Genomic DNA, 16,487 nt, shown 5'->3' on the forward strand with positions numbered 1-16,487 from the left:
CGTAAAAAGCTATAAAATTATGATGAGATTTAAAAAAATGTAAACAAAAAAAGCAGTCAATAGACTGCTTCTGTTTTATTTAAGATTTTAACCATTCCGAGGAAGAGAGATAATTTTCGTCTGGATAATAGATGAAAAGTACATTCTTACCTTTAATGGTATTAATAATCGGCTCAGCCAAATTTCTAGGAACTGCGGGACAACCCCAACTTCTTCCGATTCTTTTGTGGGCGGCTGCAAATTCTTCGCTTACATAATCTGCACCATGCATTACCACTGCTCTTTGTAAGGCAGCATCGTTAAAGCCTTTATCCATCCCTAAAAGTTTGAGAGAATAGCCATTTCCGCCTTCATAAGTTGTGTCTGTAATATAAAATCCTAAACTGCTTTGGTAAGAACTTTCGGTATTAGAGAATTTCTCTGCAAACTCTTCACCGGTATTTTTTCCATGTGCCACAAGAGAATTGAAGACAACTTTTCTCTCGTTCATGTCGATTACCCAAAGTCTTTTTTGGTTAGAAGACATAGAAAAATCGCATACAGTAAGAAGATGAGAATTTTCATCCAGTTTTCCTGCTTTTTTAAGATTGTTATATCCTGTTAATGCTTTTGCGAAAACATCAAAATTCAGTTTGTGGTCAGTTTCAAAAAGAATAGCATTATAAAGTTCTTCAGAAGAGCTTTCGGTACTTTTTATCGCCAATTTACTTTCTGCTTTTGTTTCTTTGCTGATGGAGGTATGATTAGAATTGTAAATCTTTTTATCCGGAGAAAGGTAAAAAGATGTTGTTACAAGATAAACCATTCCTAATAAGCTATAAAATCCTTTCATTAATATTATGTTAAATTAAACTCGGTCATGCAAAATTATAAAAACATAATTATCAATACGTTAATCTCAAAAAAGTTTAACTCAATTTAAGAGTATTTAACTCAATTTTCTCCAAAAAACGGGTGTTTTGTTGTTAGAAATTATGTTAAAACAAAATTATGGAATGTTTTTTGAAATGTTTTTTGGTTAATTATACACACCGAAACTTATCGTAAAACGGATTCATTGCGAATTTATTATATTTGATTATGAATGACGAAATTAAACGCAAACAGCTTAATAAATACAAAGCTTTTGCTACCGGACTTTTTGTTTTGATGGCTTTAGTTTTTATTGCAACCACTATTCTGCAAAAAACACAAGAATCTCATTGGATTGGCTATGTGCGAGCTTTTTCTGAGGCGGCAATGGTAGGTGCTTTGGCAGATTGGTTTGCCGTAACTGCCCTGTTCCGGCATCCGTTGGGATTGCCCATTCCGCACACGAATTTAATTGAAAACAGTAAACAGAAACTGGGTGATAATTTGGGAAATTTTGTGGTTTCTAACTTTCTTTCTCCCGAAAACATCCGCCCCTATATTCAAAAGCTTAAAATCTCAGGTTTTGTCGGGGAATGGCTCGGAAAAGAGAAAAATCAGGAAGTTTTAATTAAAAATCTATCAGATATTATTCTGGATATTTTAAATAAGCTTGATGACTCTCAGGTCAGTCATTTTATCAGTAAAAAAGTGTCTGAAATGACCGATAATATTAAGCTCAATACGATTCTCGGAAACGGAATTATTTATCTTTTAGACAAAAACGACCATCAGAAAATCATTACCAATCTTTCAAAACAAATTAAAGATTATATTATTGAGAATGATGAAATGATTCAGGAAAGGGTGAAGAGGGGAAGTTATTCTTTTATTCCTTCGTTTGTGGACAATAAAATTGCCGATAAAATTGCCAGCGGACTTTCAGATTTTTTTAAAGAAGTGGAAGAGAATTCTAATCATGAAATCCGGGATTTAATTACCAGAAAAATCTATGAATTTTCTAATGATTTAAAAGAAGATCCAAAATGGAATGATGAATTTAAAACCATTAAAAACGACCTTTTAAAGAACGATAAACTAGCAGAATATTCTACCGATATCTGGAATTCCATCAAAAAAACTTTAACAGAAGAGCTTCAAAATGAAGATTCTACGCTGAAAATTTATCTTTCAAAAAACCTGAATGAATTTTCTCAAAACTTAAAAACCGATGAAATTCTTCAGAATAAGATTGATTCTTGGGTAAGAGCGACGGCCTACAAATATATTTTAAGAAATACGCATCAGGCAGGGAACCTTATCAGTTCAACCGTCGGAAACTGGCAGGGAAAAGAGTTGAGCCAAAAACTTGAACTGGAAGTTGGGAAAGACTTACAGTTTATCCGCGTGAACGGAACTTTGGTTGGCGGTTTAGTCGGTTTGATTATTTACACGATTTCACATTTTTTCATCTAAAACAAAAAAAAGCGTATAAAATCCCTATCTCGGCAAACGACTTGCTCTCGTTAAAATTTCCTGATTAATATCGTTAATTAATTGTGGACCTTCATAGATAAATCCGGTATAAAGCTGAACTAAAGTTGCACCAGCATTCAGTTTTTCAATCGCATCTTTTGCAGAATGAATTCCACCCACTCCAATAATTGGGAAAGCTCTATTGCTTTTATCTGAAAGATATTTGATCATTTTTGTGCTTCTCTCACGAATCGGTTTTCCGCTTAACCCACCGTTTCCGATATGTTCTAAAACTTCAGGCGAAGTTTTCAGACCTTCTCTGTTCACTGAGGTATTAGAAACAACCACACCGTCAATTTTGGTTTCAGCAATCAATTCGATAATTTCATCAAGCTGATTGTTATTCAAATCCGGAGCGATTTTTAAAAGAATTGGCTTCTGAGTGGGTTTGCTTTGATTGATTTTTTTAACTGCTGTAATCAATTCTCTGAGGTATTCAACATCTTCCAGTTTGGCGTGGCTTCCCACATTCGGACAACTTACATTCAGCACAAAATAATCTACGTAAGGATGAAGTCCTTCAAAACATTCAAGATAATCCTGAGTATAATTTTCCGGTGTTGTGTTGGTGTTTTTTCCGATGTTTCCGCCGATGATTATTTTTCCTTTGTTGTCTTTCAGTTTTTCAATCGCTGCTTCTAAGCCGTCATTGTTAAACCCCATTCTGTTGATGATTCCACCGTCTTCAATTAAACGAAACAGTCTTTTCTTAGGATTTCCAGCCTGAGCTTTTGGGGTAACCGTTCCTATTTCTACAAACCCGAATCCTAAATCACCCAATTCATTAAATAAAACTGCATTTTTATCGAAACCTGCTGCTAATCCAACCGGATTTTTGAATTTTAATCCGAAAACTTCTCTTTCCAGCCGTTGGTCTTCAATAGGTTTTGGAAGAAATAATTTGGTAATAAAACCAAAATTTTTGAGCATTGAAAAAGTAAAATGATGAACTTCTTCAGGATCAAATTTGAAAAGAATGGGACGGATGAGCGATTTGTACATTGAAAAAAAGTTTTACAAAAATACTCATTTTAAAATTAATGAAATCTTGATGTGAGATAGTTTTTAAGAGTATGCTTTTAAATCGAAACCTAAAAGATCTCCTACTTGTCTGAATTCTTCATCAACAGTTGCATTAAGCATAATTCTATCTTTGGAAACCGGATGAGTAAACACCAATTGATGAGCGTGAAGCGTCATTTTGTTGATGCCGAAAGTTTGAAGCCAAAGTTTGTTCTGTTTATTGCAGCCATGCTTTCTGCACCCTAAAATCGGATGTAAAATGTGTTTAAAATGTTTTCTCAACTGATGGAATCTACCCGTTTCAGGGGTTGCTTCTACCAAACAATATCTTGAAGTTGGGTGTTTTAAGAAGGGGAGATCTATTTCTGAAGTCTGCAGTCTGCGATAATGGGTAACAGCATTTTGTCTAACCTCATTTTCGTTAATTAAATCATAATCAATGGTTTCTTCTTCTTTTGCCCAGCCCCGGAGAATGGCAATGTATCTTTTTTCAACCATTTTTTCCTCAAATTGGGTACTCATCGCTCTTAGCGTATCTTTATCTAAAGTAAACAATAAAACACCAGAAGTTTTTCGGTCTAGCCGATGCACCGGATACACTTTTTGCCCGATCTGCTTTCTCAGTTCCTGAATCGCATAAGTATCTGCTTCTCCGGAATAAAAAGACTTGTGAACCAGCAATCCGCTGGGTTTGTTGATGGCAACAAGGTATTCGTCCTGATAAAGAATTTCTAACATTTTGCAAAACTAAATATAATTAGCTCTACAACTCTCTTTTAAAAGTATAAATTATACCATAAGAGCTTCCTCCATAATCTCTACTTTCTGCAGTTACCAGTTCCCAACCTTCATTACCATGTTGGTTTAAAATTTTATCCATTTCAGCCGGTTCATATCTGGTTTTCCAAAAACCTTTAGGCTCAATAACAACTGTTTTGTACTCAAATCTTTTTTTCATGATGAATTTCTTTTATAATTCTAAATGTAGAATAAATTTTTGAAATTTAAACTTAAACCTAATGGGTTTCAAAAACCCGTTAGGTTTTGGACAATTATACGTGCTCCAGTAATATGATTTGTAGGTTTGCGGAGCTCCGGAGGAGCGACACCTTTGTGTTTTTTTTAATTTGAAGGCTTAACTATGCGAACAAATAGGTCTCTTAAAACTTGTTTTGTTTTACAATGGACTCGTAACTAGCCCTGATTGCAGTGGAAATCCCGCAGCGAGGCGGCGGAGCGAAGCGGAGCTGCCCGAGCGAGGAATTGAAACGGAAAGCAGGTTCCCGGCTCCTAAAAATTTTAAAGTTAAAAACTTCTCTTTTCCATCTTCCAACTTCCCGCTTTTTCACTATTTTTGCAGATAAGACGAAAAATTTATGGCAAAGCAAGAAGATGTTTTCAGGAAAGTGATTTCCCACGCTAAGGAATATGGTTTTATTTTCCCTTCCAGTGAGATCTACGATGGTTTATCCGCTGTTTATGATTACGGGCAAAACGGTGCAGAGCTCAAAAATAATATCAAACAATATTGGTGGAAAGCGATGGTACAGCTTAACGAAAATATTGTAGGTATTGATTCTGCGATTTTGATGCATCCTACAACATGGAAAGCTTCAGGACACGTAGATGCTTTCAACGATCCATTGATTGATAATAAAGATTCTAAAAAACGTTTTCGTGCGGATGTTTTGGTGGAAGATTATTGTGCTAAAATTGAAGACAAAGAAAATAAGGAAATCGAAAAAGCGGCAAAAAGATTTGGGGATGCTTTTGATAAAGATCAGTTCGTAGCTACAAATCCAAAAATTTTGGAATACAGAGCAAAAAGAGAACAAATTCTTTCCAGATTGGCAAAGTCTCTTGAAAATGAAGATTTGGCTGATGTAAAAGCATTAATTGAAGAGCTGGAAATTGCCGATCCTGATACCGGTTCTAAAAACTGGACGGAAGTAAGACAGTTTAACCTAATGTTCGGAACTAAATTGGGGGCTTCTGCAGATTCTGCGATGGATCTTTATTTGAGACCGGAAACGGCACAGGGAATTTTTGTTAACTTTTTGAATGTTCAGAAAACTTCACGTCATAGGCTTCCTTTTGGTATTGCACAGATTGGTAAAGCGTTTAGAAATGAGATTGTTGCAAGACAGTTTATTTTCAGAATGCGAGAATTTGAGCAAATGGAAATGCAGTTTTTTGTTGCTCCGGGCACAGAACTGGATTTCTACGAACAATGGAAACAAAAACGTCTGAATTGGCATAAAGCTTTAGGTTTAGGTGATGAAAACTACAGATTCCATGATCACGAAAAATTGGCTCACTATGCAAATGCTGCAGCTGATATTGAATTTAATTTCCCATTCGGGTTCAAAGAATTGGAAGGTATTCACTCAAGAACAGATTTCGACTTAAAGGCACATGAAAAATTCTCAGGAAGAAAGCTTCAGTTTTTCGATCCGGAAAGAAATGAAAACTATGTTCCTTATGTTGTAGAAACTTCAGTGGGGTTAGATAGATTATTCCTTTCCATATTTTCTCATTGCCTTAAAGACGAAGTGTTGGAAGATGGTTCAGAAAGAACGGTTTTATCTTTACCACCGGCTTTAGCACCAATTAAAGCAGCTATCCTTCCGTTGATGAAAAAAGATGGTTTGGCAGAATATGCAGAAAAAATCTTCAATGATCTGAAATATGATTTCAATTTATTCTATGAAGAAAAAGATGCCATCGGAAAGCGTTACAGAAGGCAGGATGCCATTGGTACTCCTTACTGTATCACCATAGATCACGATTCTTTAACCAATCATACAGTAACGATAAGAGACAGAGATACTATGGTTCAGGAAAGGGTTCCTGTTTCTGAGCTGAGAAGAATTATTGATGAGAAAACGAACTTCAGAAATTTACTTTCTAAAATATAAATTAAAGCCTTGAGAAATCAGGGCTTTTTCTTTGTTGGTAAGAGTGAATGATGATATTTGATATTAATGCAGTACAATACTTATATTTTCTTTAACATCAGGTGAAGAAATGTTTTGTCAGATATTCAGATTTTAACTTAATTTATTACATTTGGATTAAAATAATAGAGAATGAAGAAAATTTCCTTTTTAATTTTTGGATTATTCCAAACATTTGCTTTTTCACAAACTCAGGATCTGGCTTCGTTGGCATCAGGAACCAATGTCGGGATGAATGCCCTTTTTGATACTAAAGACAATCTATACGGTTACGTATCAATCTATTCTTACGGAAAAACGCATGATAAAATGCAGAAGTTTGAGTATGTACTGTTAGATAAGAACCTCAATCCTGTTGCGAATAAAGAATTTGAAGCCAATATGCTGGTCGCCAATTATTATGGTTATGTAGATTTTAAAGGCCAGATAATTCTTCAGCCATCAGAATTCAATTACCTTCAGGCTTTCTCTAAAGATGCCACAAGACCCGTTTCTATGGTTATTGATCCGCAAACCAATACTGTAAAGCCCAAAGTATATTATGACTATCTGGAAAACGGAACTTTTGTGGAAATTACTCAGCCAAAAAGCTTTAAGGAGGAAAGAAAGGAAAACCGTGCCGAAAAAAGAGAAAAAGGCTATAATTATATTTCTTCTGTATCAGAAATTAAAGAAGGTGGTTATCTTGCAGTGGAACTCAATGATTACGGTAGATATGTTAATAAAAACAGCCTGATAAGATTTGATGAAAACAAAAAGCAAATGTGGAAGTACAGTTATAATACTGATGGCAGCAAAAAGGTTTTTTCTGATCTCACTATTCTGGAAAGAGATGAAAACTATCTTTACGGAATCCTGAGAAAAGTAAACGATGATGACAAAACATTTTCGGTTCTTATATTGGATATGAAAACTGGAAAAGAGGTTTCCAACAAGCCTCTTACCGGGCTTTCGCCGGAGACAATTTATAATATTGATGTATTATACTCCAACGGCAGAAAAATAGATAATGATAAAACATTTGATGATAAAGTGGTTTATTTAGGCAGAAACTACGAAAAAGGCGTTAAAGGCTTTGCCCGTTTGATGCTTGATAAAAAGAATTTTAATGTTGATCTTAAAACGTTAAATTATAAACCGGATCTGTCTGCCCGAATTCCTAGGTTAAGTGCAGATGGCGGTGTAGAAAACGGATATTATCTTCAGACGAAAGATGTTTATTTTATGAGTGACGGAAGCGTAGGGATTTTATCAGAAAAATTTAAGCCTGAAGGTCAGTACAATGCCCCAAAAACTACCGATTTGGTATTTATTAATACCGATAAAGATTTTAAGGTAAAGGATGTTCAGGTTTTTGAAAAAGAAAAATCAAAATGGGTAAACAGCGATTATCTGTTTTCGCAATACCTGAATAACGGGAAAGATGTTGTTTTTTTCTTCAGAGATTATCAAAAAGATGAGGTAACAAGAGAAAAAAAATGGAATCTTTTTATCAATACCATTATCAACGGAAAATTTAAGCAGGAAGTTATCCCTATTTCCCAAAAAGATAATTATGTTGTAACACCTTATGTAGCCAAGGAAGGATACATTCTGCTCCGCGAGTTTAACGAGAAAGAAAAGTATAATAAAGTTCGTTTGGAGAGATTAAATTATTAATTCTAAAAACAATATTCAGATCATAAATATTTAAAGTATAAAAACCTAGCAGACCTCAATATCTGTTAGGTTTTTTTTTCTTTGAAAATCCAGGGAATTACTATTGAAAAGCTAAGATTCTTTTCTGTAATAATCAGCAATATTTTTTATTTCATCCAAACTCAGGTTCCACATAAAATTGAGAAACTGCTGATAGCTTTCGCTTTGGTTTTTTGGATCTACACGGTCCAAATATCGGTTTAAATTATAATTTTTGCGTGCCTCATAAATTTTAGAAAAGCATTTCCCGAGCCAGCCTTTATAATAACGTTCTTCCTCATCGTCCTGCAAAAACTGAAGGCTTGCGTAAATTCCTAATCCGTAATTTTCAGAATGAAATAAATTGGGCAGGGTTTCCATTCTGGCAATTTTTTCGAGAACAGTATAAGAACCGGATGGCTTTTCATCTTTGATCTCTGTCTGGAGCTCCGGAAAAAGTTTTTTTAGCTGGTTAATTCTTAGCGTAATTTCGGGATGTGATCGTATAGAGTCTTTATCTAATTTTTCTTTAAAATGATTATAGTTGTAGAGCGAAAAATCTTCTTTCTTCATCCATTCTTCTCTGAATGCCTGATTGGGAAGATTAAAATACTTTTTGTAGGTTTCAGTCTGGAGGGTTCTTGGCGAAATAGTATCGAAATTTTCAAGCCTTTTCAAAGTATTTACAAATTCAGCGGGTTTGAAGCTGCTTTTTTTAAACAGCACATAGCCTAGTGAATCTGCCTGCATTTCCTGTTTTCGGTTTTCAATACCTTTTTTATAAATGCGGTTTTTCAGAACATCAAAAGCTCTTTTATTACGGTTTTCTTTGTTTTGCTTTATATTCTGCACCACAAGACGATCCATTTTGTTTTGATCAATTAATCTTACAAAAGTTTTCAGGGTATGATTTTCAATTCTGTGACCCAATTCGTGTGCAATTACCGCAGTGAGCTGCTCATCGTTATTCAGCCAGTAAAAAAGTCCCATATTGATTACAAAGGTGCCGTCTGCAAAACAATATGCATTCGGTGTATTGTCTTTGGCAACGAGGATTTTCAGGTCTTGTGGAATTTGGCTGTTATTCTTTCTCAATCCCGCAATCAGGCTGTTTATTTTTTCGTTAAAAACAGAATGGAAAACAAAATCTTTGTCGCGCACCTTTTCGGCAAAATCTTTCTCGAATTCTTTGTATATTTTTGCCAGTTCATTCCCTTGTTTCCCGGAGAAATCTGTTTTAGCTTTCTTGATGAGATTTTCATTGTTCAGGGAAAATGTTTTAAGAAATTCTTTTCTCTGCGGGTAATCTGCCGTATCTAAAGGCTTATAAGTCTGCCCGAAAGAAATAAAAAAAACACAGAACAAAAAGAAAATAGAGATTTTTTTCATGATGATGTGATGACTGTCTACAAATGTAAATCATTTCATTTTAGTTTTCAAATTTGTCTTACATTTGTTTTATATCAAACTATAGTTATGTGGGTGTTTTTATACTTTATTTTAATTTTTGCGGTACTTTTAACGGTTTTTCACCTTCTTGGTTACGGCTATCTGATTAACGGAATTTCTAAAACCTACCTTAAAGGAAAAACGAGTGCCAATATTGATGACGGCAATTTTTTCTCTAAAAATAATATCGAAACGAAAGATCCTAAGCCGTGGGAAACTGCAGAAAATTACAATAAAACAGTTTTACCTAAAAATATAGTTGATGATTTAATACACTCTGATACTGCTTCTTTTTTAGTAGTAAAAGACGGGAAACTGGTTCACGAACAATATTATAAGAACTATAAAAAAACGTCGCTTACCAATTCGTTTTCTATGGCAAAGGCAATAACTGTAATGCTTTTTGGTAAAGCTCTGGAAGAAGGAAAAATTAAAAATATCGATCAAAAATTTTCAGATTATTTTGATGAATTTAAAAATAGAGATTTTGCCAAGGATTTAACGTTAAGACATCTTGCACAAATGGAATCTGGTCTAGACTGGAGAGAAGATTATAAAAATCCTTTTCTTCCCAATGCAAAGGCATATTATGGCAAAAACCTGATGGACGCTACTTTTAGAAGAATATTTAAAGAAAAACCAGGTGAGAGGTTCGAATATCAGAGTGGTACTACTCAGCTTTTGGGATTTGCTGTGAGAAAAGCGGTTAACCAAACTTTGGCAAGCTATCTTTCCGAAAAATTTTGGATTCCTTTGGGGATGGAACATAATGCCATTTGGAGTACAGATTCTTTGGGGATGGAAAAAACTTATTGCTGCATTCATGCTACTTCAAGAGATTTTGCTAAGCTCGGACAGTTATTTTTAAATGATGGTCAATTTGAAGGCAAACAACTTTTAGATCTTGATTTTATCAATGAGATGCGAAAGCCAACCCAGAAATCTGAAGAAATTTACGGAATGGGATTCTGGATCAATCATGATAATCCTATAAAGCATTACTATTTTTTAGGATTACAAGGTCAGTACATTATTATAATTCCTGAGCATAAAATGGTTATTGTAAGAACCGGAAGCTATCAAAATCTGCCGAAAACAGACAGGGGAAGACCCGATCAGGTAAAGTTTTTGGTAAACGAAACAGTGAAAGTGTTTGTTTGAGAAAAATTTCAGTGAAATCGGAAATTAGCTTCAGAAAGGGTGTTGCTCTTCAAAAATTTTTCATATTCCGGAGATAATTGTTTTCTTCCCCATGTGTTTTCACCGCTCATGCTTCCAAGGCGTACTTTGTCTTTTCCGAATTTTTTGTTCATGGCATCCATAGCTTTCATCGCTGGAAGATGTTGGTTTTGAGTATCTTTTTCGAAAAGGCTGATTTGTCTTTGGTCTTCCGGAACAAAATTGTTCACTATTACTCCCGCTTTTTTATAATGATATCCTTCTTTAAATAAAGCTTCGAAAAGATCGTTTACCATTCTGCCGATAAGAATAGATGAATTGGTAGGGTTGGGGATTATCTGGGTTTTAGAATTTCTGTATTCCGGCAAATCTTTTCTAAAGCGGTTGGTTTGCAGAAAAACAGTAATCATTGTGCAGCAGGAGTTTTGTTTTCTTAATCTTTCGGAGCAGTACATACCGAAAGTTTCTACACGTTCCCGAACGTCTTCTTTTTGGGTAAGCATTTCCATAAAGCTTCTCGTTACGGCAATCGACTTTTTGGGCGAAGGTACATCCAGTTCCAACTGGCGGATTCCTTTAAGTTCATTAATCATTCTTACCCCATGAATGCCCATTACTTTACGAACCCACATTTCTGGTTTTTGCAATAAATCCCATGCTTTATGAACGCCGTTGTCGTGCATTTTTATGGCGAGTCTTCTTCCGATTCCCCAAACATCGCCAATGTTGAGCCATTTTAAAGCTTTTTCAATTTTTTCTGGCGTGTCTAAAGCGAAAACACCATTAAATCTTTCGGGGTCTTTTTTTACAATTCTGTTGGCTACTTTGCACAATGTTTTTGTTGGTGCAATTCCTATGCTTACAGGGATTTTAGTGCTGGATTTAATTTCTTCTTTAAGCTGAATGCAATACTCAGAGACATCAAAATATTTAAAGCTTCTAAGATCCAGAAAAAGTTCGTCTATACTGTAAATTTCATAATCTCTTTCTCCAACATAAGATTTTGAAATATGGATAACTTCCTGGCTTTTGAAATTGTACAGTTCAAATTTTGCAGAGAAACATTTTACATGGTGTTTCTTAAACAGTTCTTTGTACTTAAACGCAGGAGCAGCCATGGGGATTCCCAAATCTTTTGCTTCTTTGCTTCGGGAAACCACACACCCATCATTATTACTAAGAACAACAACGGGTAGACCTTCAAGATTGGGGTCTAAAGTTCTTTCGCAGGAAACAAAAAAGTTATTGCAGTCTACCAGAGCGTACATCGGAAAAAGTTATTTTAGAAACACAAATCTAAAGATTTCTCAACGAAATTTTGTTCTGAATTTAAATTTTAACTTTTGAATTAACGTATTGGTATTTAGTGGTTTAAATACTTTTAAATACGACGATTTTTGTCGCTTAAAGCTGTAGTATTGGCTTTTCTTAAATTTAAAGAAACTAATATTTAATCATACAACTTAAAAAAAAAAAATTGTAATTTTATGCCTAACCCTTAAATATTCACCTATGAGAAAAATTGTATACTTTATTTTATTTTTCATTTGTTCCTTCTTCTCTGCGCAATCGTTCCCTTACGATCGTTCTTGGGGGACATATGTAGGAGGAGGAGGGACGGAAGTTTTGAATCTTGTAGATACTAAAGCATTTATTGTTAATCAGCAAGATGAGGTTTTTGTAAACGCCAATACATTAGATGGTAATAATGTTTACCCGGCTTCGTATCATAATCAATTTGCGATTTCTTCAGGGGGGTATGCTTATGATAGTAGCCAACAGAATCAATTTTTAAATATATTTTCAACCAATGGTACCCAGTTGTATGGTGCTTATAAAGGAACTGTGGCTGGAAGTTCTGAAAGGTTAATGGCTATAGATGCGCAGAATAATAGATATATATTAAAGCGATTTGCGGGATTGGTTCCCAATCTTGCCACTTCTGGTGCCTGGCTTTCATCCCCGGTTGGTTCCACCAATAAAACAGTGGTTTTGTATAAATATGCCCCTAATGGTAATGTAATCTATGCAACATATTTACCTTACTCTATTAGTGTATCTTGTTTTGCTGATGGCGATGCTGTATATGTGGTGGGAGATGTAAAGCAGGAAATTGCAGGGCTTTCCAACCCCGGTGTTTTTCAGGAAAATTACACCAACTTTGGTCCATCAGGTCTAAATGGCTTTTATGTAAAGCTTTCGGCAACAGGAAGTAAGCAAATAGGGACTTATTTTCCAACACCTATCTATGCGGCATATTACAATGGAGGACTGTATTTTTGGACAGATTTTTCTCTGAGTGGACAACAGTCTTTGGTTACTCCCGGAACCTTTCAGTAAAGCAGCGGCAACCAAGTTCTTTGTAAGTTTAATGCAGATACGGCTACTTTGGTTTGGGGAACCAGTATAGGGGTAAATAATCCCAGTGCAGCTGGTAGTGGGATTTTTAATTTCAACGTAAACCAAAATGGTATTTATCTCTACGGAATTGCAGATGGTGTTGTTGGCAGCTATTATGCTACACCCGGAACTTACAGAACACAAATATTGGGAGGTACAGATTTGTTCCTGAATAAATTTGATGATACCGGCAATCGTTTGTGGGGAACTTATTTCGGCGGGAATGGCTTTGATGACATACTGGGCAGTGGGGAAATAGCATTAGGGAATAATAAAATTGTTGTTGGAGGAAATACTTTTGGAACAGACAATATGTCTACTCCCGGAGCTTTTTTGGCAACCCCTCCTAATAATTCTTATTGGGGAAATGTGTTTTTTACAAGTTTCGATGATAGTGGTAACCGTCAGTTCTGTTCTTATTTCGGAGGGGCAAAGAATCTAAATTCTATATATGGAGAGTCTATAAATACATCTTTCGATCATGCAGGTAATTTGTATCTTTGGGGGTCTACCACTGCAATAAGCGGTATTGCAACCTCTAACGGAGCTTATCCTAATGCCATAAACCCACAAGATTTACCCTTTGGTTATTTGGTGAAGTTTTCTCCCAAAGAATCTGAAATGGGAACTTCCGAAGTAGAACTGCTAAAAGATCTGGTGCTTTATAATAATCCTAATAACGGAAATTTTACCTTGTCGGGAAATGTTTTAGAAAAGCAACGCTGTAAGGTTAAGATTTATGACAGTGCAGGAAGATTTTTGGCAAGTCCTCTATCTAAAAAAGCAAAAACCCAGAATTTTGATATGCATGGCTTCCTGAAAAACGGCATCTACATGATTCATATTCTTGATGAAAACGATAAAAATTTGAAAGTTTTTAAAATGACGGTTAATTAGAAATCCAATAAGAATATATATTGAGTATAATTTCAAGGCACCCCTTAAAAAATAGGGGTGTTTTTATTTTGTAATATATTTTTTGTAAATTTGCCCCGTAAAAATCAAACCTAATATGTCAACTTTAAGATTCAAAGCGTTAGAAACTTTACCATTTAAGGACTTTAGAAAAGATAATTCTGTGGAAGTTCCTGTAAAATTATCAGAGTTATTCTGTCAAAATGTTTTCTCTGAAGAAACCATGAGAGAATATTTAACGAAAGAGGCATTCAATTCTATTATGGATGCTGTAAAAAAAGGAAGTAAAATCCAAAGACACATCGCAGATCAGGTTGCAGTAGCTATGAAAGACTGGGCAATGAGCAAAGGGGTAACCCACTACACTCACTGGTTTCAGCCATTAACAGGATCTACGGCAGAAAAGCACGATTCTTTCTTCACTCCCATCGAAGGAGGCAGAGCTATAGAAAGATTCAGTGGAAATTTACTGATTCAGCAGGAACCGGATGCATCTTCTTTTCCGAATGGTGGTATCAGAAACACTTTTGAAGCAAGAGGTTATACCGCTTGGGATCCTACATCTCCGGCATTCATTATGGGAACTACATTATGTATTCCTTCAATTTTCATCTCTTATACGGGAGAAACTTTAGATTATAAAGCGCCGCTGTTAAGAGCTTTGAACGCTGTAGACGAAGCTGCAACCAATGTAATGCAGTATTTCGATAAAAACGTAACCAAAGTAACGCCTACTTTAGGGTGGGAGCAAGAATATTTCTTGGTAGATTCAGCATTGTATCAATCTCGTCCTGACTTAGTTTTAACAGGTAAAACTTTGTTGGGGCATTCTCCGGCAAAAGGGCAGCAGTTAGATGATCATTATTTCGGTTCAATTCCTACAAGAGTAATGAATTTTATGAAAGAATTGGAGGTAGAATGTATGAAATTAGGAATTCCTGTTACTACAAGACACAACGAGGTGGCTCCAAACCAGTTTGAACTTGCTCCAATGTTTGAGGAAGTAAACGTGGCAGTAGACCACAACTCTTTGTTGATGGATGTAATGGCAAGAATCGCACACAGACACCATTTCCATATTTTATTCCACGAAAAACCATTTGCGGGTGTAAACGGTAGCGGAAAACACAACAACTGGTCTTTAGCAACCGACACGGGTGAAAACCTTTTAAGTCCGGGTAAAAATCCAAAGAAAAACTTACAGTTCTTAACGTTCTTTGTTAATACCATTAAAGCTGTTCACGAATATGCCGATCTTTTAAGAGCAAGTATCGCTTCAGCAAGTAACGATCACAGATTGGGTGCCAACGAAGCTCCGCCGGCAATTATTTCTGTATTTATCGGAAGCCAGTTATTCCGAGTTTTAGAAGAACTTGAAAAAGTAACCGAAGGCAAACTTTCTCCAGATGAAAAAACAGATTTAAAATTGAATGTTGTTGGAAAAATTCCGGAAATTTTATTGGATAATACCGACAGAAACAGAACTTCTCCATTCGCATTTACAGGAAATAAATTCGAAATCAGAGCGGTGGGCTCTTCTGCAAACTGTGCTGAATCTATGACGGTAATGAACACCATTGCAGCTAAACAATTAAACGATTTCAAAAAAGAAGTGGATGCTTTAATTGAAACAGGTCTTAAGAAAGATGAAGCTATCTTCAATGTATTGAGAGAGTATATCAAACAATGTAAAAGCATTATGTTTGAAGGTGATGGATATTCTGATGACTGGGCTAAAGAAGCAGAAAAAAGAGGTCTAAATAACCTGAAAACGACTCCTGAAGCATTAAAGCAGGAAATGGACCAGAAATTCTTAGAACTTTACGAAGAGATGGGAATTTTTACGCACAGAGAAGTAGAAGCAAGAAACGAAATTAAACTGGAAAAATATTCTACAGTTATTGATATTGAAGCAAGAGTTTTAAGTGATATTGCAAGAAATCACATCATTCCTTCTGCATTAAACTATCAGAACAGATTAATAGAAAACGTAAAAGGCTTGAAAGATATCTTCGGAGAAAAAGAATTCAAATCTTTAGCAAAAGAGCAAATGAGTTTAATTACCAATATTTCTGAAAATGTTTCTAAAATTAAGTTGGGTGTAGAAGATTTAATAAAAGCCAGAGAAGCGGCAAAATCTGTTACAGAAAGCCAAACTCAGGCGGAAGATTACTGTAATAAAGTTAAGCCTTTATTCGATACAATTAGAGATGCATCAGACGACTTGGAGATGATGGTTGATGATGAGCTTTGGCCAATGACAAAATACAGAGAAATGTTATTTACAAGATAACATCTGTAAAGTTCCATATTAGTGAAGGTTCTCCGGTTTTCCGGGGAACTTTTTTTGTTGAAGTTTAACACAGTGTTGCTAAAGGTAAAATATTATAAATCCCGATTGGGAAAAGAGATAAAATCTATTTTGTTAAAAAATCTTAATAAAAAAAACCGCCGGATCGCCATAAATGGGAGCTTGCGGTTTGTTTTTCTTTAACATACTTA

At 35.3% G+C, this 16,487-nt stretch carries 13 protein-coding genes; 7 read left to right on the plus strand and 6 right to left on the minus strand.

What is annotated here, in order from left to right:
* Nucleotides 1–79 precede the first annotated feature (79 nt).
* On the minus strand, nt 80–832 hold the full coding sequence (locus MTP08_RS00620) for a murein L,D-transpeptidase catalytic domain family protein (RefSeq protein WP_243576627.1): 753 nt from the start codon (nt 830–832) through the stop codon (nt 80–82).
* Nucleotides 833–1,080: 248 nt separating this feature from the next.
* Here MTP08_RS00620 and MTP08_RS00625 point away from each other — a divergent pair, with 248 nt between their 5' ends.
* Nucleotides 1,081–2,325 carry a DUF445 domain-containing protein gene (locus tag MTP08_RS00625; protein ID WP_243576628.1) on the plus strand — a complete coding sequence of 415 codons (1,245 nt, stop codon included), beginning with the start codon at nt 1,081–1,083 and terminating at the stop codon, nt 2,323–2,325.
* A gap of 24 nt (nt 2,326–2,349) precedes the next feature.
* On the opposite strand, the gene MTP08_RS00630 is transcribed toward MTP08_RS00625, so the two are convergent.
* The 3 genes from MTP08_RS00630 to MTP08_RS00640 form a co-directional block, all read right to left on the minus strand.
* Nucleotides 2,350–3,387, minus strand: coding sequence for a quinone-dependent dihydroorotate dehydrogenase (locus tag MTP08_RS00630; RefSeq protein ID WP_243576629.1), 1,038 nt, complete (start codon nt 3,385–3,387; stop codon nt 2,350–2,352).
* 63 nt (nt 3,388–3,450) lie between these two features.
* Nucleotides 3,451–4,146: a pseudouridine synthase gene (locus tag MTP08_RS00635; protein ID WP_243576630.1), complete on the minus strand. Its 696-nt coding sequence runs from the start codon at nt 4,144–4,146 to the stop codon at nt 3,451–3,453.
* A 25-nt stretch (nt 4,147–4,171) separates the two neighbouring features.
* On the minus strand, nt 4,172–4,366 hold the full coding sequence (locus tag MTP08_RS00640) for a DUF4177 domain-containing protein (RefSeq protein WP_243576632.1): 195 nt from the start codon (nt 4,364–4,366) through the stop codon (nt 4,172–4,174).
* A 418-nt stretch (nt 4,367–4,784) separates the two neighbouring features.
* Here MTP08_RS00640 and MTP08_RS00645 point away from each other — a divergent pair, with 418 nt between their 5' ends.
* Together MTP08_RS00645 and MTP08_RS00650 are read left to right on the plus strand one after the other, a co-directional pair.
* Nucleotides 4,785–6,326, plus strand: coding sequence for a glycine--tRNA ligase (locus MTP08_RS00645; protein ID WP_243576633.1), 1,542 nt, complete (start codon nt 4,785–4,787; stop codon nt 6,324–6,326).
* 171 nt (nt 6,327–6,497) lie between these two features.
* Nucleotides 6,498–8,024, plus strand: a complete 1,527-nt coding sequence (locus MTP08_RS00650) for a hypothetical protein (RefSeq protein WP_243576634.1) — start codon at nt 6,498–6,500, stop codon at nt 8,022–8,024.
* A 111-nt stretch (nt 8,025–8,135) separates the two neighbouring features.
* On the opposite strand, the gene MTP08_RS00655 is transcribed toward MTP08_RS00650, so the two are convergent.
* On the minus strand, nt 8,136–9,431 hold the full coding sequence (locus tag MTP08_RS00655) for a M48 family metalloprotease (protein ID WP_243576635.1): 1,296 nt from the start codon (nt 9,429–9,431) through the stop codon (nt 8,136–8,138).
* Between the two features lie 87 nt (nt 9,432–9,518).
* Between MTP08_RS00655 and MTP08_RS00660 the strand changes: the two genes are divergently transcribed.
* The gene (locus MTP08_RS00660; protein WP_243576636.1) at nt 9,519–10,652 is read left to right on the plus strand and encodes a serine hydrolase domain-containing protein; all 1,134 of its coding nucleotides are present in this window, start codon (nt 9,519–9,521) and stop codon (nt 10,650–10,652) included.
* Nucleotides 10,653–10,660: 8 nt separating this feature from the next.
* Here the strand turns inward: MTP08_RS00660 and MTP08_RS00665 are convergent, their stop codons facing one another.
* Nucleotides 10,661–11,938 carry a Y-family DNA polymerase gene (locus tag MTP08_RS00665; protein WP_243576637.1) on the minus strand — a complete coding sequence of 426 codons (1,278 nt, stop codon included), beginning with the start codon at nt 11,936–11,938 and terminating at the stop codon, nt 10,661–10,663.
* Nucleotides 11,939–12,182: 244 nt separating this feature from the next.
* Between MTP08_RS00665 and MTP08_RS00670 the strand changes: the two genes are divergently transcribed.
* From MTP08_RS00670 to MTP08_RS00680, 3 genes are all read left to right on the plus strand, one after another.
* Nucleotides 12,183–13,010 carry a hypothetical protein gene (locus MTP08_RS00670; protein WP_243576638.1) on the plus strand — a complete coding sequence of 276 codons (828 nt, stop codon included), beginning with the start codon at nt 12,183–12,185 and terminating at the stop codon, nt 13,008–13,010.
* Nucleotides 13,011–13,058: 48 nt separating this feature from the next.
* Nucleotides 13,059–13,967 carry a T9SS type A sorting domain-containing protein gene (locus MTP08_RS00675; RefSeq protein ID WP_243576639.1) on the plus strand — a complete coding sequence of 303 codons (909 nt, stop codon included), beginning with the start codon at nt 13,059–13,061 and terminating at the stop codon, nt 13,965–13,967.
* Nucleotides 13,968–14,082: 115 nt separating this feature from the next.
* Nucleotides 14,083–16,278, plus strand: coding sequence for a glutamine synthetase III family protein (locus MTP08_RS00680; protein WP_209389541.1), 2,196 nt, complete (start codon nt 14,083–14,085; stop codon nt 16,276–16,278).
* Nucleotides 16,279–16,487: the final 209 nt, after the last annotated feature.

The organism is Chryseobacterium oryzae (assembly GCF_022811665.1).
Taxonomy (GTDB): domain Bacteria; phylum Bacteroidota; class Bacteroidia; order Flavobacteriales; family Weeksellaceae; genus Chryseobacterium; species Chryseobacterium oryzae.